Genomic DNA, 26,339 nt, shown 5'->3' with positions numbered 1-26,339 from the left:
CCCTATTTTGACCGCTGCCAATGGAAATACATGGCTAGCGGCCACCATAACACCGCGAAGGTTGGATAGACAAACCAGATTGTTTGCGGCGTATAGGCAAAATTGATAAACACAAATAAAGCGATAATGAGAATACTCCCCCAAATGGAGAAACCTAAATTTAATTTTGACATATTTTTCTTCACCGGCTGCTTTACACCCAGTTCCTTTTTTAAATCCTCAATGTCACCAAAGTCTACGATTGCTTTATTGATCGCATCCTCTTCTTCCTTACCTTGCTCCATCAGGTCCAGCACTTTTTCTTCAAGATTTTCTAAAACCTCCTGCTTGACAGCCTTCTTTTGCTCACTCTCCGGAACAGCTTTAAACAGTTCATCGACATGATTTTTTAACTTTTTCACTTTAACCCCTCCATAAATAAATCGATTACCTCTTTTGTTTCTATCCATTCCGCAATCATTTCTTTTAAGTAAGCTTTTCCAAGCGTTGTAATCCTGTAATATTTCCTTTTCCCGCCTTGTGAAACGCTCCCCATGTACGATTCAATTAATTCCTTTTTTTCAAGTCTTTGAAAAACAGCATATAAGGTTGCCTCTTTTATCTGGAATCGATTGTCTGTACGTAAGCTGATTTCCTTCGATATTTCATAGCCATACCTGTCCTGTTCAAAAATCAGGCGTAAAATTATCGAATCTAAATGACCGCGAATCAGATCACTTCTAATCATCTTGTCACTTCCCTATTTCAATAACTATTCTATCTGATAGAGTAATCTTACTCGAAATTACTCTATCTGTCAAAGTAATATTAGGCCATTTTTTTAAAAAAATTAACAAAATTTTCATAACCCTTGGCCTCTTAGGTAGAGAGATTCTTATAAAATAAACTTGGAGTGATAAAAAAAGAATGGACGTGGCATATGGCGTATAAACCCCGTATTAAATCTAAGGAATTGACGCGTTGACGAAGAAACTTCAATGTGAGTGCTATATCCTAAGCTGATAAATTAATTTCCCTTCATATGGAGGAAAATCCTTATACCACACTGCCCCCGTATCATTATGAAGGGCTGCGAAAAGGACTTACATGTGTGGTCTGCCGCTCATTTTCGATTTCTGTTCACGGAAAGAAATGCGTGTGTGGTGATTGCGGGCATGAAGAGTTGGCGACAACGGCCGTATTGCGGAGTGTGAATGAATTAAAGCTTCTGTTTCCTAAAATGAGGATTACAACCAATTTGGTTTATGAGTGGTGTAGGGTTGTGAAGTGTAAAAAGACGATTAGAAGGGTTTTAGAGAGGAATTTCAAAAAGGCAGGCGTTCGACAATGGACTTATTATGTTTGAAGGACTAATCCTTTGTTTCCCTTTTGAGATTAGTCCTTCAGCAACCTTATGATGGACTAATCATTTGTTTCCCTATCGTGATTAGTCCTTCAGCGACCTTATGATGGACTAATCATTAGTTTCCCCTTCGAGATTAGTCCTTCACCGACCCTATGAAGACCTTTTTTCCAATTTCATTCATACTCTTGGTCTTAATCCGCTTGATCACATTGAAGTTATCCCTTCTCCACCCTTCGAACTTCCTCGTAAGGCTGCACCACAACAAATCCATCGCCCTCGAACCTCATTTGAATCGATTCACCGCTGCCCCTTCCAAAGAATGTTTTTAAACTGATGTCCGTTTGAAACTCAGGCTGGAGATTTCCCGACCAGGCGACGGTTGCATTTGGATCAGTGATAACCGGCTGTCCCGGCAATACCCGCAGTGTCAATGGCTCGTAGTGTGTAGTAATGGCAATCATGCCCGTTCCTTCACAGCGGACATTGAATAAACCGCCGGCCATCATCCCGGCAATCCGCTTCATTAATTTAATCTCCCACTTTATCCCCGGCTCAAATGCCAGCAAGTCATTTCCATTCACATAGATGGAATCGTTTTGCAAGTTTAGGATAATAATCTTTTTCCCCTCATCGGCAAGATACAATTTCCCCCGTCCGTTTGCTTTCATTAGCGAGGCACCTTCACCGGTGAATGCCTTTTTAAAGGCGGTCCCCAATCCGTGCTCCAAAATGCCTTCGCGATCAAACTTTATTTTCCCATGATACGCGACCATAGATCCCGCCTTTGCCCAAACAAGGCCATCCAAGTTCACTTCAAGCATCCGCGGGGTTTCTAATTCGAAAAAGCCTTCCCCTTTATCCTTTTGTTCTGTCTGTTTAATGAACTCATCCATTGAATATCTACTCATTCAACCCATCCCCTTTCCTTAATTGTATTACGTAGAAAAGATAGTAATGTTTCAATTTTGTTTTTCGCTAGATTCTTTTGCTGCACCGCTAAACAATTACCCTGATTTTTAACATAGGAATGATGATAAAGGTACACATTAGTAAGACTAACTAGTTTGGTCGTTAAGGGAGATTGGCCATGATAAAATGGGTTCGATTCATTATTGCATTTATTTGTTTTTATTCCAGCGTTCAAACAACTGTGTTTGCGGAGATGATAAAGAGAAAGCAAGTGGAGCCAACGGGGCAAGTCATCTGGGAAGTGGCCACACACAAAAAGGTCATAGCTTTAACATTTGATGATGGTCCCGATCCTGTCTATACGCCCCAAATTCTTTTACTTCTCGAAAAGTTTGGTGCCCATGCGACATTTTTTCAAATTGGAAACCGAATGGAACTGTATCCGGACATTGTCGAACAGGTTGTGGAGGCCGGTCATGAATTGGGCAATCACTCTATGACACATCCATATGAAAATAAAGTTGGCTTTCATCAGATGCGCAACGAGGTTATATTGGCAGATCGTATTATTCAAAAATACCAGCCAAACCACCCTAAATTGTTCAGACCTCCTGGGGGATACCTAGACACTGCCCTATTGCAGGAGGCGAAAGAACAAGGATACAAAGTCGTACTTTGGTCGTATCATCAGGAATTAAGAGATTGGTCCCTGCCGGGGGCACTGAGTATTGCTAATCATGTCATCAGCCATGCTCGCCATGGTGATATTCTCCTTCTTCATGATAGCGGCGGCGACCGGAGTCAGACCATCCAGGCCTTAAAGATTTTTCTACCTGCATTGAAAGAACAAGGATACAACTTTGTCACTGTTTCAGAGCTTCTCTCTTATAAATTGATAAAATAATGTCTCAAAATAATTGTTTTTAACACTGAAGCTGTTATCACAAACAGTAGAAGCAATACTGCGCCACTAATATAATAGACCATATCCGGTCTAAAACCGTTTTGGTAAAAGATAAAACATGACACTCCCAACAATGCAATCAAAAATAATTCAACCAAAAGGGCAGAAAAAATAAATAGGATATAAGGTTTAACGACTTTCGGGTGGGACACATGTTTCAGCGTAAACCCATCCCAACAAAGATTTGCTAGTTTCTCCAACTATATCACCTCATGTGGACATGCCTTTATCTAACAGTATGTCCAGCGATGAGGATTCTGTACCATTTTTCATTAAAAACTTCGTGTTATGGCTTTGGGTTAATGCTTAATGCCGCAATCATCATTAATAGGGTAAAAACTGGTAAAAAGATATTTAGGGTAAGTCCCCAAATGGCATATAATCTTGATCTTCTCACGGTTACTAGCCCCGCAAGTCCCAGAAAAAAACCGACAATTGGCAGTTGAACGATAAAGATTCCGGGAAACTCTGAGTTTTTTACTAATAGAGCTACATTTAAACCAGCTAATGAAAGTAGCGCAACCAGAAAAGATAGAAATCCAGATATCGTCGGAAGGCGTCTGTTGCCCCCTTTTTTCTTTATTCCCAGTTCCATAGTTTTACCTCCCCTACCTTCATCGTATTAATTTCTTTTACATTCTGCAGCTTTCTTAATTCCTCTGTTGGGCCGGTAATCACAGCGCCATACACCTTGATGCCGTGTTTCTTAATATAGGCAATGCGGCTTTTCAGGGACAATGATTTAGCCCGGGCGACTTTTTCAGCAACCGATTCATTTTTTTCAAGCAGCGATAAAATATCGAGAAACACTTCCTCATTTGTTTGATGATAGGATTTAAACGGGGACCACGTCGTCTGATCATATTGCGCCGGGTATCCAAGAGGTGTAATGGGTACCCCTTCATCATCCACCTGTGCTGCATCCATCCCCGTATCCACCGCTAACCAGCGAAGTTCCATATCCTTAGGCAGAATTTTATTCAGTTCCTTTGGTTTCATTACATCGTTTAATGATATATATACCTCCGCTACAGTCCCATCGGGAAGCTTATTTAACATATCCCATTGATCGTTTCTATTAAAAGGGACGGATGCTTTAGGGTGAAACAAGACTTCTGTATCCTTATCTGGATATTCCGCTAACGGCCTATCTAGATTAAGGTTCTTCTTAGGAAAGTTCGCTCTGTCTAAAAAAAAGTCAATATCATAGTTCCCAACCTTATAATCTTCCTTGCCGATTTTTTTAAATACATCAAACTTGATATTCATTGAAAAAAAGCCAATTTCATGCTCTAAGCGTAATTTTTCCAGTCCCATATTCGGTTCAGTCACATAGATCGTTTTCGTGGCAACGTCAATCAGACGGTTTGCCCTATCGTTTATGGCATAGTACATATGGGAGGCCAGCGTCATGATAGGGACAATTAATAATAGAATAGCCAGACTGATCATGATATTCGTCCTGCGGGCCATATTTTTCCCCATCGTGACAATCTCAGTTTGGCTTTTTTCGGAATAAGAGTGGACACCACCTACTTCATTCAATGATTCCTTTAGATATTTTTGATATTCATCATCTACATTATTCTTTTCATCAGTCATCCGTCTTCTTCCTTTCCTTCACTTTTTCCATGACCTTCCGCCGGCCCCTATGTAAATGGCTTTTCAAGGTATTCAAATTCATTCCCAAAATCTCCGCCGCTTCGTTGTATGTCAACTGATGCAAATCGCATAACAAGAGAACGTGCCTTTCTGCTTCTTTCAACGAGTGAATATCCTTTAATAATGATTGAAAGCCCACTTTTTCTAAGAGCTTTTTTTCCGGCGTATCCCGAGAGGAATTACTCTCATCCATTTCCGCCTGAATAACAAGACGTTTATTTTTCCGTTGAAAATCAATAAAGGCATGGTATGCAACCTTAAATAGCCATGCACGAATATTAGAGATTTCATAATCCTCCAGATGCAAATAGGCACGGTAAAAAGCCTCCTGAACCAAGTCCTCGGCGATAAAATGATCCTTTGAAAGGGAGTATAGATACCGGTATAAATCATTGACATGTTCCAGGTAAGCCTGATCTAGCTCCACTCCTGTTCCCCCTTTCACCTTAACCACGTTTAACGATAGCAAAAGGTTGCAGTTTTGGAAATTATTTCACAAAAAAATACGAACAGTTTTGTCCCTGTTCGCATCCATCCCTATACACGATTCCTTATCAAACGTTTGTTTTAAAAAAACCGCTCTATTCTTTATTAAATCTTGAGTAAGGCTTCCGCCGTTGCCAGCGTTTTATTTTTCGTAACAGCCCGTAAGAAACATGGATTTTTTCCCTTTCTAATGATATTCCCGGCTGCAGATACATCCATAAGGACTTTGGATAAGCAACAAGCTGGTCGGGATAAACGCTCCTGTGGCCGATGACAATATACGCTGTAATACAAGCCCCGACCACATATATGCCAGTTAAGCTGCCAAATAATTCATATCCCATGAATATGGCAGCAATCGGTGTATTTGATGCCGCAGCGACAACTGCAACCATTCCAACCGCTGCCCCTAGAGCAGGATTTATGCCCATTAGATGAGCAAGGACATTTCCCGTTAGGGCGCCAATCACAAATTGTGGTGTGACGATCCCGCCATAAAATCCTGACCCTAACGTGATGGCAACAAACAGCGATTTCCATAGAAACCCCAAATAGGACACTCGCTCGCCTACTAAAGCACGCTCCATCAACGGCAAGCTTAACCCAAGGTAATCCGTCGGCAACACGAAAATAAGGAAAGATAAAACAAGACCACCCATCAAAGGCATGAGTGGTTTCCAAATATGAAACCTCTCCTGAATAAAGCCAAAAAATGTGCGCGCCTGGACGAACAGCTCAATAAAGAGCCACGAAACTAGTCCACAAAGGATGCCGATGATGATTATTTTTATAAATAGCCCTTCTGAAAACTGTGATGCAACCCGTATTGGATAATAGTCATATGTAAGTCCCCATAGCGTGCTTATACGGTAAGATGTGACACCTGCGATCACAGCAGGGAAAATAACATCGTGACGAAGCCGCCCGATGGTTAACACCTCAATCCCATAGATAGCTCCTGCAATCGGCGTGCCAAACACACTAGCAAACCCAGCACTAACACCACAGGCAACCATTCGCCGTTGAAGTTCCGGATTTAAGCGAAAAAGAAGGCCAAATAACGACGCCAACGAACCACCGATATGCGAACATGGACCTTCCTTTCCAGCTGAGCCTCCGCAACTAAGCGTAATAATCGCCGTTAACGGCTTTACCCACATGGTTTTAAAAGGCAGAACCCCAGACTGCTCGTGTACAGCGGCAATCGTTGAGTCTTTATTTGTTTTCGAAGCATGGCGGTATCCATAATATAAAATGAGTCCGTTCAACAATCCGCCAAGTGGCAGAAGCACCATTTGCAGCCATAATGGGATATGTACTGTTTGACCTGTTGAATAATATAATAAAAGTAAAAATAGGCTTGTTCCGGTTCCAACAAATGCCCCCATAATCGTTGCTAAAAAAAGCCACCGAAGTAATGTTGCAATCATCACAAGCGGTTCCACGTAATAGATCCGCGAAAACATTTGTCCGTTCACCCCCCTATTGAAAATAGCACTACATGTTTAAGAAGTCTATTGATTGAAAATTTAGGATAACACCTGAAAAAACACCGTCCAAAAAAAGGAACGGTGTCAACATTTACTTATGAACAACTAAATGGGCGAAGTGAAAATGGTCAAAAGCGTGCAAGTCGTCTTCCCTGTCTGTGAAGTACAGCTCTTCAATATTCTCCGGTGAAAGATTTTCATATAAAAGCATCTGACAATCTTGCAGCTCGAGGTCAAGTTCAAAGGGATCGAAGCCGGTAACCATTGCTTCACCCGTGGCAGCAGTAATTTGCCGCATTTGAATGAGCTTCTTTGAGGCCTTTCTTTCATTAAACGCAGTGTCATCAAGATAATCAAAGACAAAGGAGCTTCCGTTTAAAGACATTTCCGAAATGGCAGTCAAGAGTTTTAAAAAATCATGTTTCTCTAAGTACATGACAACCCCTAACAAGCTAAAATAGGCAATTTGCCCGCTATCATAGCCGCTTTTTTTCAGCTCTTCAGGTAAGGAATCATGTTTAAAATCAACGGGAACAAATTTTATGTTTGCAGGAATGGCGAAACCCATTTCTTGCAGGCGCTTCATTTTGAATGCTTGGGTTGTGGGGTGGTCGACTTCATAGATGATAAAATCCTCCGGCAAGTTTTTATGGCGAAAAGCAAAAGTGTCAAGGCCGGCACCTAAAATCACATATTGTCTCACTCCACGTTCAATCGCCGACATGAGACTTTCCTCTGCATATCGTGCCCGGCTGACTAATTGAGGAACGGTCTGATTGTTCATCACCCATTCTAATTTTTCGTCAAATGATGTCAAGGATTCACTCTTTTCCGGATCGAAAAAGGCGATGGCATTTGCCCAATTGGTGCTGATTAGTTGTTTTTCCTCATCACGTAACAGTAAAGGGGCAACCCAATCATTAAAAATGGGCTTGCTGCTATTCAATGCATGGTATCCCCTGGCAAAGCAGCTTACTAATGCAGTTAAACTTTCCTTATTAGCTTCCATGAAAACTCCCCCTTAAAAAAAGAAAACTCCCAGCAAAAAGTGGCTAGGAGTTTATTTTAGGATGAGTTCACTTTATTGTCAATAAATAAATATTATAGCATATTTTTCAAGTAAAGTCAATGAATTTATTTTTATTTTTGGAAAAATAGTACCTAACACCCGTTGTTAACAGAATCGACAAAGATGTTTACCAAATCCTGCTTTCATATGCTCATCCATCAAGTTAAAATATAATGGTGTACTTGAACTGTCAATCAAAGTTTCACCTAAGTATAAAAAAAGTTAATATAAATTATTAAATATCCTAATATAGATGGAGTGTAGAAATGAATTTTAATAAACTAGAAGCGTTTATTTTGGTTGTTGAGAAAAGGAGTTTTTCAGAGGCAGCTGCTGCCTTAAAAAGTTCACAGCCGACGACAAGCCTTAAAATAAAGAGTTTGGAAGAAGAGCTTGGGATGGAGCTTTTGGAACGAGGCACATCGGGAATACAGCCAACCCCTGCCGGAAAGCTTGTTTATCAGGCCGCTAAAGAAGTAGCACAAAGATGGCGAAGGCTGGAGGATGAACTTCATGGTCTTCATGATACATTAACCGGGACCTTAACCATCGGTGCCAGCACCATCCCTGGTACCTATCTTGTTCCAAACTGGATTAAAACATTCCGAAGCCTTTACCCAAAGGTAGATGTAACCATTGAAATTGGTGATTCTAAGAAAATCCTCGATAGACTGCTGGATCATCGAATTGATATAGGAATCATTGGCCTTGAGCATGAGTCAACCAAACTCCAATTCAGGCCGATTGCCTCTGATTCACTCGTATTGATTACACCAAATGGACACCCGATGATCCATTCAGACGACTCGGAGTTTAGCCAGATTAAACAATATGATTTTGTTTTAAGGGAGAAGGGATCAGGCACAAGAAAGGTAATGGAGGATTACCTGACACTTCATGGGTGTTCACTTTCTGATTTGCATTCCGTCGTCTCCATCGGCAGTACCGAAGCCGTTATCGCTGCAGTAGAAGCAGGACTTGGTATCAGTTTTATCTCGAAGCTAGCTGCCATGCCAGCCGCAAAGGCAGGTCGGATCCAGATTATTGAAAAATTTGATCCCTATCTAAGAAACTTTTATTTTACTTCTCTAACTGATGCGGCAGACCGCCCGATCATTAAAGAATTTACGGGGCTTTTATTTAAGCAGTGATGCAATCGGATTTTACTATTTTTTTATAAAAAAGGGGGAAAGATATATGAAAGTAAGTAGAACAATGATTTTAACTTATTCTGCAATGGGTATTGCTTTAAACGTACTATTAGGAACTGTGGTCTCATCAATGAAAATTCCTTTGTTATTCCTTGATACAATTGGTACGGTTTTAGTCGCCGTCTTATTCGGCCCATGGTGGGGAGCATTAGCCGGTGGACTGACCAACGTGGTCCTCGGTGCCACAACAGGTCCATCTGCCATGTTCTTTGGGCTTGTTAATATTGCTATTGCGTTAGTCGCAGGTTACATGGCGAAAAAGTTTGACTTCAGAAAATGGTATATCGCCCTTATCACCGGAATTATGTTATCTATTATCGCACCTCTTATTGGGACACCGATTGCTGTTGCCGTCTATGGCGGATTAAATGGAAGCGGGATGGATTTAGTCGTCCTTTGGCTGCGCTCAGCAGGAGAAAGCGTTTTTGCCTCTACCTTTATTTCACGGATTACCGGCAATTTTGTCGATAAAATCATTACGTGTTTGTTGGTTATGTTCATGATAGCCCGCTTACCAAATCTAGCAAAGATCGTGAATAAGGAGAAGAAAAATGCAGCGTAGTAAAAAGATCCTGCTAGTTTCTCATTGTATCTTAAATCAGAATACCGTCATTGTCGATGAGGCCCGTGCAGAAGGTGCTGTCCTTTCAGCTGTTGAGTGGGCAATGAAAGAGGGCTACGGATTTCTCCAGCTGCCATGCCCGGAATTTACCTTTCTTGGGCTGAATCGGCCATCGATGACCTACGAACAATACAACACACCCGAGTACAGAGAGCATTGCCGGAAGATCCTGAACCCTGTCCTTCTACAAGCTGAAGACTATCTGAAAAATGATTATGACATTATCGGTCTGCTAGGGATTCAGAGTAGCCCATCATGTGACCCGACTCGCGGCATTTTTATCGAAGAGTTAACAGCGATGTTTGCCGAAAAAGGAATCACATTGAAAACCCTCTGGTATTTGCCGAATACCAGTGAACCAGAATTCAAAGGTAATCTGCACTTTATAAAATAAGGAATGCATAAAAAACAAGCCTGATCTGGAAAGCGGGCTTGTTTTTAGTTGTTTTCTATTGCAGCATATATTGTATATAATGGGGGCAGAGGTGAGAACATGGCACGTGAACGCAAATTTTCTAGGGATGAATTATTTCAGGAGACAAAACAGCTCCTTCTTCAACATGGTTATGAAGGATTTACTTTTAGCATTTTAGCAGATACTTTACACGTATCGCGCGGTGCCCTTTACAAATACTTTGAAAATAAAGAAGAGCTCATCACGAACTTTATTTTTTATGAAATGGATCAATTTCTAATTCATTTAAAGCAATTAGACCTACAACTTGGGTTCGACGCCCAATTTGATTTTCTTTTAAACCTGATATTATCATCATCAGACATTCAGAAACTCATCAGAATCGGACAGCAAATCCCAGGACATAATGAAAAGTTTGAGAAACTTCATGTTGATATGTATCAGTACTTACAAGACTTTATCGATAGAGGGAAGGCAGAAGGCAAACTACGGTCTGATATTCCAAACAACTTATTGTTGGGCTACATCTTTCAATCTGTAGCCATCCCTAATCACGGGGGGACCCCCCATTCTACTTGGGTTAGTTCCATTAAACAAATTATTCGCGAGGGAATGTTCACAAATACCTAAATTGACACCCATGTTACTTTCAAAGATAATAGTAGTGACAATAGTGTCAATTTCCTTTTACCAAAAGTGACATTTGCGTTACTTTGTAAATTTTTATAAAGAGAGGGGCTGCATCAAAAAGATGAAATCATTTTTACAAGCGATAACCGATCGAGTTTCAACCAAAAGGGGGATGTGGATTACCTTATCCATCTGGCTAGTTATGACCATCCTTTTGGCTATGTTTGCACCGAGCGCAAAGGATTATGAGGTTTCTAGAATTGATTCCCTACCAGATGATGCGAAATCTGTGATTGCTCAAAAGAAAATGGATCACTATTTTCCTAATAATGAAGGAACTCCGGCCATATTAGTTTTTCAATCCAAAGAGGGCCAAGTAGAAATTGCTAAACTAGGGGAAATTTTAGATGAAGTTAAGAGGAACGACATCGCTGGGATTGAACAAATGATTCCCATCGCATCCCTACCTCCACAAGCTGCAGCTGGTTTCCTATCAGAGGATAAAACAACGGCCTTGATTCCCCTTACCTTCGATGCTTCGCTGGAAAATAAGGAAATTAAGGAGTCATTGACAAAAGTCAAAAAGGCGATTGCAGATACATCCGAATACAAATTATATGTAACAGGACCAGCGGGAATCGCAACAGACTCTCTTGATTTATTTTCTCGTGCAGATCTTGTCCTTATTTTATCAACTGTCGGTTTAATTCTTATCCTATTAATCGTAATCTATCGTTCACCATTACTAGCATTCATTCCGCTTCTTGCGGCTGTCTTTGTCTATGAAGTCGTGAATCAAATCCTCGGAATCATGGGGAAGGCCGGGCTTGTCTTGAGTAACCAGACAATTTCAATTATGTCGATTCTTTTATTTGCGGCGATGATTGATTATTCCTTATTTGTCTTTTCCAGGTATCGCGAGGAACTCACGAACCACGAAAGTAAGTTTGATGCGATGAAGGAAGCAATGCGTGAAACAGGCATGCCCGTCTTCTTCTCAGGTGGAACCGTTTTAGCCGCCATGCTTGTGTTATTTTTTGCTCAATTTGGTGACTACCAGAACTTTGCTCCAACTTTTGCAACAACCATGTTGGTCATTATGCTGGCATCCATTACTCTTGTACCTGCCTTGTTTACGCTATTTGGGAGAAAGTCCTTCTGGCCTAAAGTTCCCCGCGTCGGTAATCGCGCAGTAAATCAACATGTTGTTTGGGGAAAAATTGGCCGCTTCGTTACCAGAAAGCCTGGTCTGTCCGTCGCTGTAATCGGGATCATTCTTTTATTATCAGCAAGCAATTTATTTAATCTAAAGTTTGAATTTGACACAATGAAATCATTCCCTGAAGATATGCCATCCCGCCAAGGCTTTGAAATTTTGGCGAAAAAGTTTGAACCTGGCGATTTAGCCCAAACGACCGTTGTATTCGAGTCAACTGCCTCAGTAACAGCTGACCAACAGGAACGTTTACGAAAAACATTGGCTGAACAGCCGCTTGTTAGTGATGTTCGCTTAGGCGGGAAAACGGAGGATAATTCCGTTCTTTATTATAGTCTGACTTTTGCCGGAAACCCGTATTCTATTAAAACCATCGATGCCTTGGAAGAAATAATTGGTTCCACCAAACAAATTACCACTGATAGCAAGGTGGATGGTAAGCTTTATTTTTCTGGTGAAACCGCAGCGAAAGTGGATGATCGTTCCGTAAACGACCGGGACGTCATTGTCATTGTGCTGCTGGAGACCATTTTAATCTTTGGAATGTTAATTATCTTAACAAAATCGGTTAAGATGCCCATTTACATGATGGGTACCATTTTAATCTCCTTCTTTGCAGCATTAGGGCTTGGGACATTCTTGAGCAACCTGATCTTTGATATTGATTCCATCAGTAATAGGGTTCCGCTTTATGCGTTTGTTTTCTTGGTTGCCCTTGGAATCGACTATAATATCATACTCATCTCAAGATTCCAGGAAGAGAGGGCAACGCATTCTGTTAAGGATGCTGTAGAAATTGCAGTTAAAAACACAGGCGGAGTCATCTCCTCTGCCGGTATTATTCTAGCTGCCACCTTTGCCGTATTAATGACCCAGCCGATCCAGCTGTTATTTACCTTCGGCTTTATTGTTGCAGTCGGAATCTTATTAGATACCTTCTTAATTAGAGGTGTCCTGCTGCCTGGATTAATTGTTTTATTGGAAAAAGATAAAAAGGTTAGTGAAAATAGATAGAACCTATAAAGAGAGGCAGCCACAAATTTTTTGGCTGCCTTTCTTTCTTTATATGACTGCTTTACGAAGTGATTGGCCCCTTCAATTGAGACGTTACAGACACCCCTTCAAATATCTTCCCGGGATTTAAAATATGGTTCGGATCAACGGATGCTTTGATCCCCTTCATAATCGGTAAAAGATCTCCATGTTCTTGCCGCAAGAAGGCTTTCTTGCCGAGACCTATCCCGTGCTCACCAGTGCAGGTCCCTCCTTTGGACAATGCAAACTGGACAATCTGTTTATGGACTTCCTCTACGCGCTTCTGTTGTTCTTTACTATTTGGATCCACTGGTAATACCGCATGATAATTGCCATCACCCACATGCCCAAAAATGGCTGCATCGAGACCCTCTTCTTCGACTACATTCCTAGTATGTGCTAATGCACTGGTTAGTTCGGACAGTGGGACACATACATCTGTAGACATCATCCCCATCCCCGGATTTGCTGCTAAAATAGCAAAGGCTACATGGTGCCTGGCTTCCCAAAGCTGGGCCCTCTTTAGGGAATCATTTTCAAATTCAAACGTGGCAGATTGTTCACCACTGATAATTTCTCGTGCCTGTTCGACGCTATACGCTACATCAGGTCCGTTGCCGCTGAATTCCATAAACAAAGTGGGTTCCTCACGATAGGTTGTGTTTTTATAGGAATTTACGGCTTTGATGGTCTTTTCATCCACTAACTCTATTTTTCCAATTGGAAGTCCAGCCTTTAGCAACATCGTAGCTGCTTTCCCAGCTGCTTCAATCGATGGGAATGTTGCTTTCACATCAGAGATAACCTCCGGAATTCCTTGCAGTTTTAGAATAATTTCCGTAAAGATCCCTAATGTCCCTTCCGATCCAACGAAAAGTCCAGTTAAATTGTATCCTGCCGATGATTTATAGGAATAACCGCCGCTCCGAATAACCGAACCATCTGCCAAAACGAGCTCCAATCCCAGCACCTGATCGCGCATGACTCCATATTTAACACTATTTGTACCGCTGGCATTCGTTGCCGCCATTCCTCCAATGGAGGCGTCTGCCCCGGGATCGATAGGGAAAAAGAGACCATGTTTCTTTAACGCATGATTCAATTGATCCCTTGTGACACCCGGCTGAACTGTGACCAAAAAGTCATCCGGCCTGATCGAGAGAATTTGATTCATCAGCGTGAAATTGAGGGTAATTCCTCCGTTGACAGGGATAATGTGCCCTTCCAAGCTTGTTCCGGCCCCAAATGGGACTACTGCAATAGAGTGCTCATTGGCAAACTGAACAATCCTGCAAACCTCTTCTTTTGAAATAGGGAAAACAACTATATCGGGCATTGCGGGTGTGTGGTATGCCACCCCTTTACTATGCTGTTCCAAGACCGTCTGATTAATCGAAACCCTCTCACCATCACCGATAATACGTAACAACTCATCATAAAGCTTCACTGTGGAACCTCCTCCCAAAATAACGGTGCCTGACACCCTTTCTACCTTCCCTCTAGTATTAATAGCTCAGGGTTTTCAATGAATGAGTGAACGTCCGTCATAAAGGCATTTGCTGGGGCACCATCAATGACGCGGTGATCAAAGGTAATGGACATCCCCATCACATCGCCAATGATGATTTGATCATCCTGGACAATTGGTTTCCTTTTAATACTGTGTATGCCTAGGATGGCAACCTCTGGGTAGTTAATAATCGGTGTTGCATACCAGCCGCCATTTCCGCCTGTGTTTGAAATCGTAAAAGTACTGCCTGTGAGCTCGTCAGTCCTTACCTTTCTTTCTCTGGCTCGAATCGAAAGATCTTGAATCTCCTTTGCTATTTCTAAAATTGTTTTTTGATCCGCATGTTTAATGACAGGGACCATTAGGCCCGCGTCTGTCGCCGTTGCAATCCCGATATGGATTTGTTTCTTATAAACAATCTCCATCCTTTCATCATCAACGGATGCATTAAAGATTGGATGGCGTTGAAGTGCTTTTGCAGCTGCTTTCACAAAGAACGGAAGATACGTCAACTTGACTCCCACCTTTTCAGCATGGTGCTGCAACTGTTTTCGCCATTCAACCAGTTTCGTGATCACTACTTCGTCCATGCCACTGCAATGGACAGCCTTTGATTTTGAAAGAGTCATATTTTCATAAATTCTTTTCCGCAATCCCCGAATCGGTTCCCTTATTTCTTCAACCACTTCCCCCTTCAACAATTGTTCCGGTTGTAGCGCAGAAACAACCTTTGGAGTAGCTGACGCGATCGCGACGGCAACCTCCTTAGTAGCTCGGATGCCAAAGGATCTTACATCCTCTTCCGTTACCTTGCCAGCCTTACCTGTCGGCGTCACTTCTGTTATATCAACCCCTAGTTCCCTTGCCAGTTTTCTTACGGACGGTGCCGCTATGACTCGTTGTTTCGGTAAAAGGTTGGCTTGAGTAGGTTGTCTTCCGTCCTGTTGACTGATTGACCACTGCTGTGTGGAATTTTGGGGTGAGGATTCTTGTGGGAGGGGGGTAATCGCCTCCACTCGGTGATTATTTTCAAGAACGGTAAAAAGGATTTCGCCCACCTTAACCACATCACCACTTTTTGCTCCAAAGGATTGAATGGTTCCACCTACAGGTGAGGAAATTTCTACAACCGCTTTATCCGTCTGTATTTCTACTAGATTTTCATTTTCCTTTACTTGGTCGCCGACGTTTTTGAACCAAGTAAGGACTTCCGCTTCGTGTAATCCTTCACCTATGTCAGGTAATCGAAATTCGTATGCCATTCCTTATGCATCTCCTATTCCTTAATGCGAAAATACTTCCTTCATGCCTTGAATGATTCTGTTGGCATTAGGCAGCCATTCATCCTCCACCGACGGTACCGGATAAGGGGTATCAAAACCAGTTATTCTAATAATCGGTGCCGTTAGGTGAAATAATGCCTTTTCATTGATGAGCGCGGAGATCTCGGCGCCTGGTCCCCCGGTTTTCACTGCTTCATGAACAATGATCGCCCTCCCAGTCTTTTGCACGGAAGTCAGAATCGTTTCCTCATCGATTGGGGAAATCGTCCTTACATCAATTATTTCAACAGTTGTATTTGTCTGCTTTTCCCATTGCTCGACTACCTTACTGACAAGCGGTACACTTGGTCCCCAAGTAATGATCGTTAACTCTTCACCTTGCTTTAACACACGAGCCTTTCCTATCTCAATCACATAATCTTCCTCCGGTACTTCTTGTTTGAAAGCCCTATAAAGCTTCATTGGTTCAAGAAATAATACCGGATCATTATCACGAATCGCCGCCGTTAATAATCCCTTAGCATCATAGGCATTACTTGGCATAACCACCTTCATCCCAGGCGAATGCAAAAACAAACCTTCTAAACTATCAGAATGGAGTTCCGGGGTTCTTACTCCTCCACCAAATGGTGCCCTGACGACCATTGGTGCCTGCAATACACCACCAGACCTAAATCGAAGTCTCGCAGCCTGTGCCACCATCTGATCCATCGCTTCGTAAATAAATCCAAAAAATTGAATCTCAGCGACTGGACGTAACCCCCTGCTTGCCATCCCAACGGAAGCTCCAATAATGGCCGACTCTGCGATTGGCGTATCGACAACGCGTTCTTCCCCAAATAGCGCCTGCAGGCCATCTGTGGCACGGAAAACCCCGCCGTTTTTGCCAATGTCCTCACCTATGCAAATGACTCGCTGGTCCCTTTCCATTTCCTTTCTCAAGGTAAAATTAATCGCCTCAATCATCGTCATTGTGGTCATCACTTCAATACCCCCTCTGTTGGAATGGAGTTCAGCTGCTCTGTAAGCTGGTTTGTCTTTTGCTCATAGACCAACCCAAATATTTCTTCAACCTTGCTTCTTGGTGTGTTGACAGCGAGTTCAAATGCCTCTGAAACCTTTTTGTCGGCCCATTCATATTCTTTTTGTTCCAGCTCTTCATTCCAGATTTCTTTTTCCATGAGAAAAGCTTTCATTCTCTTCAGTGGATCCATTGCCAGCCATTTCTCTAGCTCACCACTATCCCTGTATTTGGTCGGGTCATCAGCCGTCGTATGCGGCCCTTGTCTGTATGTAATAGCCTCCACTAATACAGGTTTTCCCTGGCGAGCACGTTCAAGTGCCTGCTTCATGGTAGAATAAACGGCAAGTGCATCATTACCATCCACTTGAACCCCGGTAATGCCATACGCTACTGCTTTTTGGGAAATCGAGGCACTGCCCGTTTGTTTTGAAATCGGTACACTTATCGCCCACTGATTGTTTTGAACGAAAAAGACGACTGGAAGTTTATAGACACCGGCAAAATTTAACGCCTCGTGGAAATCGCCCTCGGAAGTGCCGCCGTCGCCAATGTAGGCGACACTTACACTATTTTCCTTATTGTATTTTCCTGCCCAGGCACCACCGACAGCATGTAGACACTGGGCCCCAATGATAATTTGCACAGGGAAAACATTGGCTGATTCAGATGCCGTGCCCTTGAGATGTCCCATGGTATAAAGGAAAAAATTCTCCATTGGGACTCCGTGGACCAAACTGACACCGACTTCCCGGTAGCTAGGATAGACCCAATCCTGTTTTTCTAAAGCGAAAGCGCTGCCAATTTGTGCCGCCTCCTGGCCAATCATGGGGGCATACGTACCGATTCTCCCTTGACGCTGCAATTTTAAGGCTCGTTGATCAAACGATCTCGCTTGAATCATCCATTTATACAAGTTAATCAGTTCCTCATCCTTTACGTCCGGACTTTCACCGGTAAGCTTCCCGTTTTCATCCAGGTACTGAATTTTCTCGACTACCGTTTCATTAGGTTCCAACCACATAGATTTCCCTCCATATTCGAATTGGATTTCTGAAAATTGACATGATGTCAATAGTATATATTTTCCTTAATAGCGATGTCAATGAAATGTCAGAAGGTTCAGAAATTATACCGTTTTTCCTGTTCTCTCCTGAGCTCTATTAATAAGCGGCTACTCTTGTGACACTAATTGAGCTATTATTTCATGATTAGGACAAAAAACATCTCCTTGGATGATAATCGCAAGGAGATGTTTTTATACACAACTAAAGGAGCTTTTTTGCTATTGCCCGACCGGCTACTCTTCCCGAAAAAAGACAGCCGCCGACAAACGTGCCTTCAAGTGAACGATATCCATGTACTCCACCGCCACCGAACCCCGATGCTTCTCCTGCCGCATACAGACCTGGAACTGGATCTCCTGTAGCATTAAGAACTTGCCCCGACAAATCAGTCTGCAAGCCGCCTAACGTTTTTCGGCTTACGATATGCAAACGGACTGCAATCAAAGGTCCATTTTTCGGATCAAGAATTTTATGCGGTGTTGCGACGCGGATTAGTTTATCCCCAAGATAATTCCGTGCACCCCGGATTGCTGTTATTTGAAGATCCTTCGTAAATTTATTTTCCAGTTCGCGATCTCGTGCTTTTATTTGGCGCTCAATTTCTGAGAAATTTAACAGGTTTTCTCCTGTCAATTTATTCATACCGGCTACTAAATCGCTCAAATTATCTTCAATGATAAAGTCTTCCCCTTTGTCCATAAATGCTTTTACAGGACCAGATGCCCCAGGCAGCGCTCTGCCTACTACTTTTCGAATACTTTTTCCTGTTAGATCCGGGTTTTGTTCCGAACCGGAAAGGGCAAATTCCTTTTCGATAATTTTCTGCGTTAAAATAAACCATGAATAGTCATAGCCTGTCTTTTGGATCGCTTCAAGCGTTCCTAATGTGTCAAACCCAGGAAAATTGGGTGCAGGGAAACGATTGCCTCGTGCATCTAACCAGATTGATGAAGGCCCTGGAAGGATTCGAATCCCGTGATTAGCCCAAACAGGATCCCAGTTTTTAATTCCTTCGGTATAGTGCCACATACGGTCACGGTTTACCATTCGACCGCCTGCTTCTTCGGTAATGGCAAGCATCCTTCCATCCACATGTGCGGGTACACCTGAAATCATCTGTTTTGGGGGCTTCCCCATTCGACTAGGCCAATTTTTGCGGACTAGATCATGGTTGCCACCTATACCACCACTGGAAACCAGCACGGCTTGTGCCTGATAGGCAAAGTTTCCAACCACCTCTCGACTGCTGGCCTCACCGCGGGCAGCAGAACTTGGGACAAGAACAGAACCGCTCACACCAACAATTGCCCCGTTACGATTTATCAGATCGTCAACCCGATGTCGCGGACAGTATTCGACTAATCCCTTTTTCATATGCTCCCGGACTCTCCGTTCAAACGGTGCCACGATGCCTGGCCCCGTTCCCCAAACAATATGGAAGCGCGGGACTGAATTTCCATGTCCGTCGGCAAGATAACCGCCACGTTCTGCCCATCCTACTACTGGAAAAAGGCGCACTCCCATATCATATAGCCATGAACGTTTCTCCCCTGCGGCAAAATCTACATATGCCTTCGCCCATTTTACCGCCCAGTAATCTTCATCCAATTCCCTGTCGAAACCAGCTGTTCCTACCCAATCCTGCCATGCTAATTCTTTCGAATCTTTTATTCCCATTCGCCGCTGTTCCGGTGAATCAACTAGGAACAAACCACCGAAGGACCACCATGCCTGTCCGCCCATGGATGCCTCAGGTTCCTGATCTAACAGCAAAACCTTTTTACCGGCATCGGCAATCTCCGCTGTCGCTACTAACCCCGCAAGCCCGGCCCCTACTACGATGACATCAAATTCCACAGGACAAATCCCCCATCCATTATCATGTACTTGTTATTTTTTCACCAGAAATTACTGACTTTTTAGATAATTATACAATTAAAAAGGTACTCCTAACCACTCCAATAAGAAAAATAACAAAGTGACCATCGGCAGCATACGTAAGCGCTGAAAATGATTAGCGGGTAAAATACTAAATAGTAAAACAGCGCCGAAAACAGCAAGTCCACTGGAAACTGAAAAAGTATAGAAAAAGGTATTGCCCTTAACCAAGAGCATACTAATAGGTAAAGCCGCACAAAACGCGGCCCGCCAGCCATTTCCTTTGGCGTACCACACCAGATAACCGGCTAGCGGCGAAAGCAAGGCAATACCGCTCCAATAGATAAGATCATCCTTTGGTGAAAATCCTAACAACACCATCGAATATATATAATAAGTACTAATCATTGCAGTCAAAAAGACAAATACGTGTAATGCTGCGACTTTAGGCGAACGACTTCGCATGGCTATGATTGATGCTACGACTACCCCAAAAACTGAGTAAGTTCCTATTAATTTTGCAGACAGGCCCAATAAGGCACCCAATAAAAATACCCACAATACTCTTACTACTCTCTGGGATAGGGGAGGCACTTGATCCGACTTTGCTCTGATATAAACCAGCTTTTCCTTCATATTTTTTGTACCCTTTGCGTCTCATTCACTATCATCACCTCTATTTACATAATTTTACCAGATCCCACAAAGGTATTAAAACACGTATTCTATTCTTTTGATGCAACCTAGTTTCATGAAGTTTGATAATTTTGAAGATACTTTTAAGTATGGTATGTTAGTAAGGAAAAAACTATTGGGGGTTAAAAAATGGTCCTGCCAAATTTTAATGAAAACTTACAAAAATACGCAAAACTTTTAGTAGCAAAAGGAATCAACGTTCAGCCCGGTGATTGGGTAAAAATGACGATTACTGTGGATCAAGCTCCATTAGCTCGTTATATCACCCAAGAGGCATATACGTTAGGGGCAGAAAAAGTAATCGTTAAATGGTCTGATGATGAAATCAGCAAGCTGCATTACTTACATCAACCTGTAGAAGTGTTGACGACCATTCCTGAATACGAAATTCATGAATCCGAAGACCATGTGTTAAATCATCGAGTAAGTCGTCTATCGATTGTCTCAAGTGATCCTGGATTACTAAATGAAGTCGATCCCGCTAAAATCGGTGCCTATCAAAATATAGCTGGAAAAGCATTCAGTGCCCAGCGTATTGCCACACAAAATGATGATTTGAAATGGACTGTTGCTGCCGCTGCCGGTGCAGGTTGGGCTGCAAAAGTGTTCCCGGACTTATCATCTTCTGAGGAACAGGTCGATGCCTTATGGGATCAAATCTTTAAAACCTCCCGTGTTTATGCAGATGACCCAATTGCTGCATGGGATGACCATAAACAAACATTGAATGAAAAAGCGGCGAAACTAAATGAAATCCAATTTGATGCCCTTCACTATACAGCTCCAGGTACGGATTTAACGTTAGGTTTACCAAAGAACCACATTTGGGCCTGTGCAGAGAGCTATAATCCTAAAGGGGAAGAGTTTATTGCTAACATGCCGACGGAGGAAGTCTTCACGGCGCCTGATACCCATCGCATGGATGGTGTGGTTCGCAGCACCAAACCGTTAAGCTATGCCGGGACATTAATCGAAGGCATTGAGGTTCATTTTAAGGATGGCAAAATCGTGGATATTTCTGCTGAAAAGGGCGATGAGGCGATTAAGAAGTTGGTTTTTGATAACGAAGGCGGTACAGGCTTGGGTGAAGTGGCCCTAGTACCAGATCCATCACCTATTTCACAATCCGGAATTACTTTCTTCAATACCCTTTTTGATGAAAATGCCTCCAATCACTTAGCCATCGGATCAGCTTATCCGACTACCATTCAGGGTGGCACAAAGATGAGTCAAGAGGAACTATTGAAGCACGGCATGAACACTTCCACCGTACACGTCGATTTCATGATAGGTTCTGACCAAATGGATATCGATGGCATTAAGCAAGACGGCACCATTGTTCCCATCTTCCGTAATGGGGACTGGGCGTTTTAGGAAGCGCGTGAAGCGCGGGGACGGTTCTTATGCTTCAGAAGCATAAGAACCATCCCCCCTGCTTCCACCTACTTTATCTCCGATACTGCCACTTCCTGATAGGCTTTGAAGAAGGCACTGCAAAATGTATCCCATTCGATTGCTGCTTCCATGGACCCCTCACTTACTTCGCCTAGAACCGGTCGTTGCAGCAGGTCTTGAAGCTGTTCCGAAAAGGCTTGAATGGTTTCTTGAGAGGCTCCTTCAAGAACATGACGAACGAAATCAGACGGAGGATACCAATCAGCTACTCTACTAATATCACGATAAATCTGGGTTAATAAGAGGTTTCGTGGTCCTTCCCATTGTTCGTTTACGACGACATCCCTAAATATCCGTGGAAGCGCGGAGAACTCTTCCATCACGCCATGACCGGCAAACACTGAGATAGCCTCACGTACTATTTCTACTCCCTCTTTGGTAGCGCCAATTTTTTGCAATAAAATTAGTTCCCGTAGATTAAATAATTGCTTTCTGGTTTCAAGCGGGTGGTCTGATTTTAGTCCGGGATTGAGTGGCTTTTCAAGTCGCAGGAAGAGATCATAAATTTTAAAGGCACCTGCTGTTGTACGCTGTGCCGCATTTTCTATTTGCATTAACTTGCTGGCTGCAAGTGGATAGTCTTTTATCTTTTTGCCAAAAACGGAACGGAATTCACTATAAAGATTTGCTTCTCTTGATGCACGGAGCATAAATCCGGCACAGGCAATGCCAATTTCAAGACGGGACAACGTCAGAACTATTCCCACTGCCACGGCTATCCCTTTATCTTTTGGACCGATTGGATAGGCAAGGGCACCATTATATTGAAATTCACCTGTCGGAACCTCCGCAGTACCCATTTTCCATTTAATCCGGTTAATTTGATATCCATTTCTCTTTTCCTTTTCTTTATCCCCTGGAAGCCATGAAGGAACAATAAAAGTGGATACCTTATTTGACCCTGAAATCTTTGCGGTAACCACGGAATAATCGGCATGGGCCACCGAGCAAAAGAATTTATTCCCATATAACCGATAGTTTTTTCCATCCGGCACGGCTTCTAGTAGATTAGCAGGTAAATCAGAGCCGCCCTGAATTTCTGACATAAACTGGGCACCAATGGCAAATTCGCCGTTAGCCCCCTCTTTTGTCTGCATTAATATCTCATGGAGTTCTGGATGTGCCTCATTCGGAAATTCTTCGAGTAGAGCAATTAAGCCATGGGTACATGTTAAGGGACATGTAACCCCCGCTTCTCCCAATTGATGAATTAACATTCGTTTCACAAAACTTTCCCAAGTCGGCATTTGACTAGAAAACAGCCCTTCACCAAATACTCCTTTTTCTAATTGATGTGTTTCCGGTGGACGAACCACTCTGTCGATCCTATGATTAAACGCATCATAGTGTAGCATGTGAGGGCGGACCTCCGGCCTTGCACTTTGTGCAGCTAAATGATTCCATTTGGAGGAAACCGTTGGTGAAAAGGAAAGAATTTTTTCATGAATTTGTTCAAACTCCATACCAGTGAATTTTTCCGTTGCTTTCTGCAAAAATGGTTCATCACGATACCAATCAAGATTTTCACGCTTTTCTACGAATTCATCAAAGGTGTAGGTGTTTTTCCCTCTAGTTTCCGTGTCCTGGGAAGTAAGGCTCATCAACTAATCACTCCTTCTTTTCAATTGACAAAATGGATTATTCAGAATTATTATAATGTTATGTTAACGTTAACGTCAACTAGGAGGATAAATAATGTCAGAGGAACGTCTTTTTTCAATAAGCGAACTAGCAACCATGTTTGATGTCAGCTCCAGAACCATTCGTTACTATGAAGAAGTCGGAATGCTAACGTCAGAGACACGCGACAGCTTAACCAAGCAAAGAAGTTATACAACTCAAGAAAGAAGAAGGTTAAAAATGATTCTCCGCGGCAAAAACCTCGGCTTTAGCTTGCAAGAAATAAAAGAAATGATTGAGTTGTATGAAGCAAATCCTGAGGGTGAAGAAGAGAAGAAAAGAATCATCCAGCATGCTGACCGAAAAATTCAGGATATCAATGATCAGATTTTACAATTGGAAATGTTAAGAGATGAGATCATTGCTCATAAGGTGAGGTATTTACAAAAAAGGTGAGAAATACTGGTCTAAAGAAAACACATAAAGCCGATGGCTCGGAGTGTCCAGGATACCGTGAAAAAGGATTAAGGAATTTTGCTGTGGAACCGATTCAGATCATGAAGGACTGCGAAATTTGGCAGTCTTTTTTAGTTGTAATTGTCCAATTTTGGCCATACAATAAAGAAATAAAGAAATAAAATTATAAAATTTTAAAGAAATTGTGTTTTTTTTTGAAAAGGGGGAATAACTTATGGTATTAGCTACTTTACCGAAAGGAAGAGAAACCATGAGTGAGATGAATAGAAAGCCGATTAGACGTGTGAAAGTGTCCAGGCAGCGCCAAATTAATATCCCAAAAGATTTTTATGATGCTTTGAATTTATCTGATGAAGCTTTTATTGAATTTAATGGGAAAGAAATAATTATTCGTCCGGCTGAATATGAAGTTGTCGATTTTTCAGAGGATATTTTAAAAGATCTTGTCCGTAAAGGTTATAGTGGGGAGGAGTTAATTTTCCACTTTACTCGCATTAAGGCTGAGATTCCTAATGCTTTAGATCGTATGGCTAAAGAAGCTATGCAAAATCCAGTTCTTAATGGAACAAATGATTTGGACGATTTCTTGGATTCAGTGGAGGACGACGAAGAAAATGAATGAGGTGCTACCATACGTATTAAGTGATCGAGCAGCAAAGACTTTAAAAAGGATAAGAAAAACTGATCGTACTTTATATGAAAAAATGTTGGCTGGCATTATGGCGATTCGTCTGGATCCGAATGTGGGGGAGCCGAAAAAAGGAGATTTAAAAGGATATAGTTCTCTTGATATCAGCCATATGCGTACCAATTATGAGTTATGTTATAAGCTGGAGCTTAATGAAAACGGTGACGTGGTTCTCATTGTTCTAATGGGGCCACGTGAGAATTTTTACGATGATTTAAAACGATATTTGAATTTGTAAGGCTGGGGAACCGGTCTTTTTCTGTGAAAACCGAAAGAAATGTCCACGCATAACGTCGATGAAGGACATTCCCCGCAAAAATCAAAAGAATTGTCCTTCATTATTGAGCTCTAATGATCATTTTAACGTAATGGGACTTCTTATATATCCTCTATCCCTATGATATAAAACAAGAGCAATCACTAAAAATCCTGATGCAATCCAAATAGATGCATTCCCTATATAAGTGGTGGTCACTGTCCCGGTTAAAGCACCAAATAAAAAGGAAAGAATAATGCCGTTGAATTCTTTAAACTTCTTCTTTGCTTCCGGATTATGTTCAATAAATGCCGCATATGCTGCTTGTGTTGCGGTTCGAAGGTTGCCTGTTGTCATCGTCGAGTTATATGCCCACTTATCAAGTTTATTGAATGTAGAGATTTGCAATGATGATACAAATGAAATACTTACCGTTACCGCTAAATTCGGGGCACCACTCGGCAAAATACCGACAACAACCAATACCACGCATTCCAAAATAAGGATCGAACGTCTATAGCTATGCAAAGCTTGCCTTATCTGAGGAAGCTTCACTACCTCGGATACTAAAACCCCCAGAATAAAAGCTGAAATGGGAACAATATAAAGGAGAGAACTTTTCCACTCCCCATTCGCCACTTTTACCGCAAATAAAACGATATTCCCTGTCTGGGCATTTGCAAATACTCCATCTCTGCTTACGAAAGTATACGCATCTAAAAAGCCACCAACTATCGCCAACAATACAGCCAGACGGACTGAATTTGACGCTAACGAAGGAATTTTCTTCTGTTTGTCTATCATATGATGTTCACCTTGATTCAATAATAATGTACAATTTGTAGCAGTGGAAGCAGGGGACGGTTCTTGCGCTTTATTTTAAAATAAATTAATCAAACGTTTAATTAGGTAACCTTGTTTGTCATTCCAAGTGTCCCTCGGTTTAACCAATTGTTTGATTAGTTTTACCAGACCAGTCATACCAGGGTCTCTTGCCATTCAATCAATTGTTTGATTAGTTTTTGTACCTATTCTGTTAGTATCCATACCCCCAGATAATTGACCACCTCTACCAAACACCTTTTTATATTAATCCTTTGATTTAGTGGCTTCAACCACTTTCTTTAATGTTGAATTGATATTTTGTAAGCTTATGAGAATAAAACCAAGCATGACAAAAGTTACGATCTCACCAGTATAAATGGAGACAATAGCCAATATTACCGCATACGCAGCATATAAAAAACCGTTCATTACCGTTCACCCCCTATATTTTCCATTAATTTACGTCTCCATTTTAACATAGTCTTCCAATTCCCTTGCTTATTAAAAAA

27 protein-coding genes are annotated in these 26,339 nt (G+C 42.0%); 10 read left to right on the top strand and 17 right to left on the bottom strand.

The annotated features are described in order from the left end of the window. Positions 1–2: 2 nt before the first annotated feature. From RCG19_RS10965 to RCG19_RS10955, 3 genes are all read right to left on the bottom strand, one after another. Positions 3–401: a permease prefix domain 1-containing protein gene (locus RCG19_RS10965; RefSeq protein ID WP_308110805.1), complete on the bottom strand. Its 399-nt coding sequence runs from the start codon at positions 399–401 to the stop codon at positions 3–5. Beyond that, positions 398–727: a PadR family transcriptional regulator gene (locus RCG19_RS10960; RefSeq protein ID WP_308110804.1), complete on the bottom strand. Its 330-nt coding sequence runs from the start codon at positions 725–727 to the stop codon at positions 398–400. Before RCG19_RS10960 ends, RCG19_RS10965 begins: the two co-directional genes overlap by 4 nt. Positions 728–1,560: 833 nt before the next feature. Then, on the bottom strand, positions 1,561–2,253 hold the full coding sequence (locus RCG19_RS10955; RefSeq protein WP_308110803.1) for an AIM24 family protein: 693 nt from the start codon (positions 2,251–2,253) through the stop codon (positions 1,561–1,563). 179 nt (positions 2,254–2,432) lie between these two features. Between RCG19_RS10955 and RCG19_RS10950 the strand changes: the two genes are divergently transcribed. Further along, positions 2,433–3,158, top strand: coding sequence for a polysaccharide deacetylase family protein (locus RCG19_RS10950; RefSeq protein ID WP_242637803.1), 726 nt, complete (start codon positions 2,433–2,435; stop codon positions 3,156–3,158). 346 nt (positions 3,159–3,504) lie between these two features. Here RCG19_RS10950 and RCG19_RS10945 read toward each other — a convergent pair whose 3' ends face one another. From RCG19_RS10945 to RCG19_RS10925, 5 genes are all read right to left on the bottom strand, one after another. Further along, complete coding sequence (locus RCG19_RS10945) at positions 3,505–3,813, bottom strand: hypothetical protein (RefSeq protein ID WP_308110802.1); 309 nt, start codon at positions 3,811–3,813, stop codon at positions 3,505–3,507. Beyond that, positions 3,798–4,820 (bottom strand): anti-sigma factor, encoded by a 1,023-nt coding sequence (locus RCG19_RS10940; protein WP_308110801.1) that lies wholly within the window; start codon positions 4,818–4,820, stop codon positions 3,798–3,800. Before RCG19_RS10940 ends, RCG19_RS10945 begins: the two co-directional genes overlap by 16 nt. Continuing rightward, a complete protein-coding gene (locus tag RCG19_RS10935) occupies positions 4,813–5,307 on the bottom strand; it encodes a sigma-70 family RNA polymerase sigma factor (RefSeq protein WP_308110800.1) in 495 nt (164 codons plus the stop codon). Before RCG19_RS10935 ends, RCG19_RS10940 begins: the two co-directional genes overlap by 8 nt. 154 nt (positions 5,308–5,461) lie before the next feature. Beyond that, positions 5,462–6,832, bottom strand: coding sequence for a chloride channel protein (locus tag RCG19_RS10930; protein WP_308110799.1), 1,371 nt, complete (start codon positions 6,830–6,832; stop codon positions 5,462–5,464). 115 nt (positions 6,833–6,947) lie between these two features. Further along, entirely contained in the window at positions 6,948–7,865 is a 918-nt protein-coding gene (locus RCG19_RS10925; protein WP_308110798.1) for a class I SAM-dependent methyltransferase, read from the bottom strand. A gap of 326 nt (positions 7,866–8,191) precedes the next feature. On the opposite strand from RCG19_RS10925, the gene RCG19_RS10920 reads away from it, so the two are divergent. The 5 genes from RCG19_RS10920 (at position 8,192) to RCG19_RS10900 (ending at position 13,033) form a co-directional block, all read left to right on the top strand. Further along, positions 8,192–9,076 (top strand): selenium metabolism-associated LysR family transcriptional regulator, encoded by an 885-nt coding sequence (locus tag RCG19_RS10920; protein WP_308110797.1) that lies wholly within the window; start codon positions 8,192–8,194, stop codon positions 9,074–9,076. A 46-nt stretch (positions 9,077–9,122) separates the two neighbouring features. After that, complete coding sequence (locus tag RCG19_RS10915) at positions 9,123–9,698, top strand: CD3073 family putative ECF transporter S component (RefSeq protein WP_166243389.1); 576 nt, start codon at positions 9,123–9,125, stop codon at positions 9,696–9,698. Continuing rightward, positions 9,688–10,152 carry a CD3072 family TudS-related putative desulfidase gene (locus RCG19_RS10910; RefSeq protein ID WP_308110796.1) on the top strand — a complete coding sequence of 155 codons (465 nt, stop codon included), beginning with the start codon at positions 9,688–9,690 and terminating at the stop codon, positions 10,150–10,152. The genes RCG19_RS10915 and RCG19_RS10910 overlap by 11 nt, the downstream gene beginning before the upstream one ends. Before the next feature lie 99 nt (positions 10,153–10,251). After that, positions 10,252–10,803: a TetR/AcrR family transcriptional regulator gene (locus RCG19_RS10905; protein ID WP_308110795.1), complete on the top strand. Its 552-nt coding sequence runs from the start codon at positions 10,252–10,254 to the stop codon at positions 10,801–10,803. A 121-nt stretch (positions 10,804–10,924) separates the two neighbouring features. Then, on the top strand, positions 10,925–13,033 hold the full coding sequence (locus RCG19_RS10900) for an MMPL family transporter (protein ID WP_308110794.1): 2,109 nt from the start codon (positions 10,925–10,927) through the stop codon (positions 13,031–13,033). A gap of 61 nt (positions 13,034–13,094) precedes the next feature. Here the strand turns inward: RCG19_RS10900 and RCG19_RS10895 are convergent, their stop codons facing one another. From RCG19_RS10895 to RCG19_RS10870, 6 genes are all read right to left on the bottom strand, one after another. Then, positions 13,095–14,501, bottom strand: a complete 1,407-nt coding sequence (locus RCG19_RS10895) for an FAD-binding oxidoreductase (protein ID WP_308110793.1) — start codon at positions 14,499–14,501, stop codon at positions 13,095–13,097. 41 nt (positions 14,502–14,542) lie between these two features. Continuing rightward, positions 14,543–15,826, bottom strand: a complete 1,284-nt coding sequence (locus tag RCG19_RS10890; protein WP_308110792.1) for a dihydrolipoamide acetyltransferase family protein — start codon at positions 15,824–15,826, stop codon at positions 14,543–14,545. A 21-nt stretch (positions 15,827–15,847) separates the two neighbouring features. Beyond that, positions 15,848–16,828 carry an alpha-ketoacid dehydrogenase subunit beta gene (locus tag RCG19_RS10885; protein WP_308110972.1) on the bottom strand — a complete coding sequence of 327 codons (981 nt, stop codon included), beginning with the start codon at positions 16,826–16,828 and terminating at the stop codon, positions 15,848–15,850. Further along, positions 16,828–17,892 (bottom strand): pyruvate dehydrogenase (acetyl-transferring) E1 component subunit alpha, encoded by a 1,065-nt coding sequence (gene pdhA / locus RCG19_RS10880; RefSeq protein WP_308110791.1) that lies wholly within the window; start codon positions 17,890–17,892, stop codon positions 16,828–16,830. The genes RCG19_RS10885 and pdhA overlap by 1 nt, the downstream gene beginning before the upstream one ends. Positions 17,893–18,136: 244 nt before the next feature. Then, positions 18,137–19,792, bottom strand: a complete 1,656-nt coding sequence (locus RCG19_RS10875; RefSeq protein WP_308110790.1) for an FAD-binding dehydrogenase — start codon at positions 19,790–19,792, stop codon at positions 18,137–18,139. A gap of 78 nt (positions 19,793–19,870) precedes the next feature. Continuing rightward, positions 19,871–20,449, bottom strand: a complete 579-nt coding sequence (locus RCG19_RS10870) for a hypothetical protein (RefSeq protein ID WP_308110789.1) — start codon at positions 20,447–20,449, stop codon at positions 19,871–19,873. Positions 20,450–20,638: 189 nt separating this feature from the next. On the opposite strand from RCG19_RS10870, the gene RCG19_RS10865 reads away from it, so the two are divergent. Beyond that, positions 20,639–21,883, top strand: a complete 1,245-nt coding sequence (locus tag RCG19_RS10865; RefSeq protein WP_308110788.1) for an aminopeptidase — start codon at positions 20,639–20,641, stop codon at positions 21,881–21,883. Between the two features lie 68 nt (positions 21,884–21,951). Here RCG19_RS10865 and RCG19_RS10860 read toward each other — a convergent pair whose 3' ends face one another. Then, positions 21,952–23,565, bottom strand: a complete 1,614-nt coding sequence (locus RCG19_RS10860; RefSeq protein ID WP_308110787.1) for an acyl-CoA dehydrogenase family protein — start codon at positions 23,563–23,565, stop codon at positions 21,952–21,954. Between the two features lie 94 nt (positions 23,566–23,659). Between RCG19_RS10860 and RCG19_RS10855 the strand changes: the two genes are divergently transcribed. The 3 genes from RCG19_RS10855 (at position 23,660) to RCG19_RS10845 (ending at position 24,987) form a co-directional block, all read left to right on the top strand. After that, positions 23,660–24,040, top strand: coding sequence for a MerR family DNA-binding protein (locus RCG19_RS10855; protein WP_308110786.1), 381 nt, complete (start codon positions 23,660–23,662; stop codon positions 24,038–24,040). A 235-nt stretch (positions 24,041–24,275) separates the two neighbouring features. Beyond that, positions 24,276–24,683: an AbrB/MazE/SpoVT family DNA-binding domain-containing protein gene (locus RCG19_RS10850; RefSeq protein ID WP_308110785.1), complete on the top strand. Its 408-nt coding sequence runs from the start codon at positions 24,276–24,278 to the stop codon at positions 24,681–24,683. Further along, positions 24,676–24,987 (top strand): type II toxin-antitoxin system RelE/ParE family toxin, encoded by a 312-nt coding sequence (locus RCG19_RS10845; RefSeq protein WP_308110784.1) that lies wholly within the window; start codon positions 24,676–24,678, stop codon positions 24,985–24,987. Before RCG19_RS10850 ends, RCG19_RS10845 begins: the two co-directional genes overlap by 8 nt. Before the next feature lie 117 nt (positions 24,988–25,104). Here the strand turns inward: RCG19_RS10845 and RCG19_RS10840 are convergent, their stop codons facing one another. Then, complete coding sequence (locus RCG19_RS10840; protein ID WP_308110783.1) at positions 25,105–25,809, bottom strand: YoaK family protein; 705 nt, start codon at positions 25,807–25,809, stop codon at positions 25,105–25,107. A 285-nt stretch (positions 25,810–26,094) separates the two neighbouring features. After that, entirely contained in the window at positions 26,095–26,259 is a 165-nt protein-coding gene (locus RCG19_RS10835) for a hypothetical protein (RefSeq protein ID WP_166243412.1), read from the bottom strand. Between the last annotated feature and the right edge of the window lie 80 nt (positions 26,260–26,339).

It is taken from the genome of Neobacillus sp. OS1-2 (assembly GCF_030915505.1).
Taxonomy (GTDB): Bacteria; Bacillota; Bacilli; order Bacillales; family Cytobacillaceae; genus Neobacillus.
Note: the sequence above shows the minus strand (reverse complement) of the source record. Positions and strands in the feature narration are given on the sequence as shown.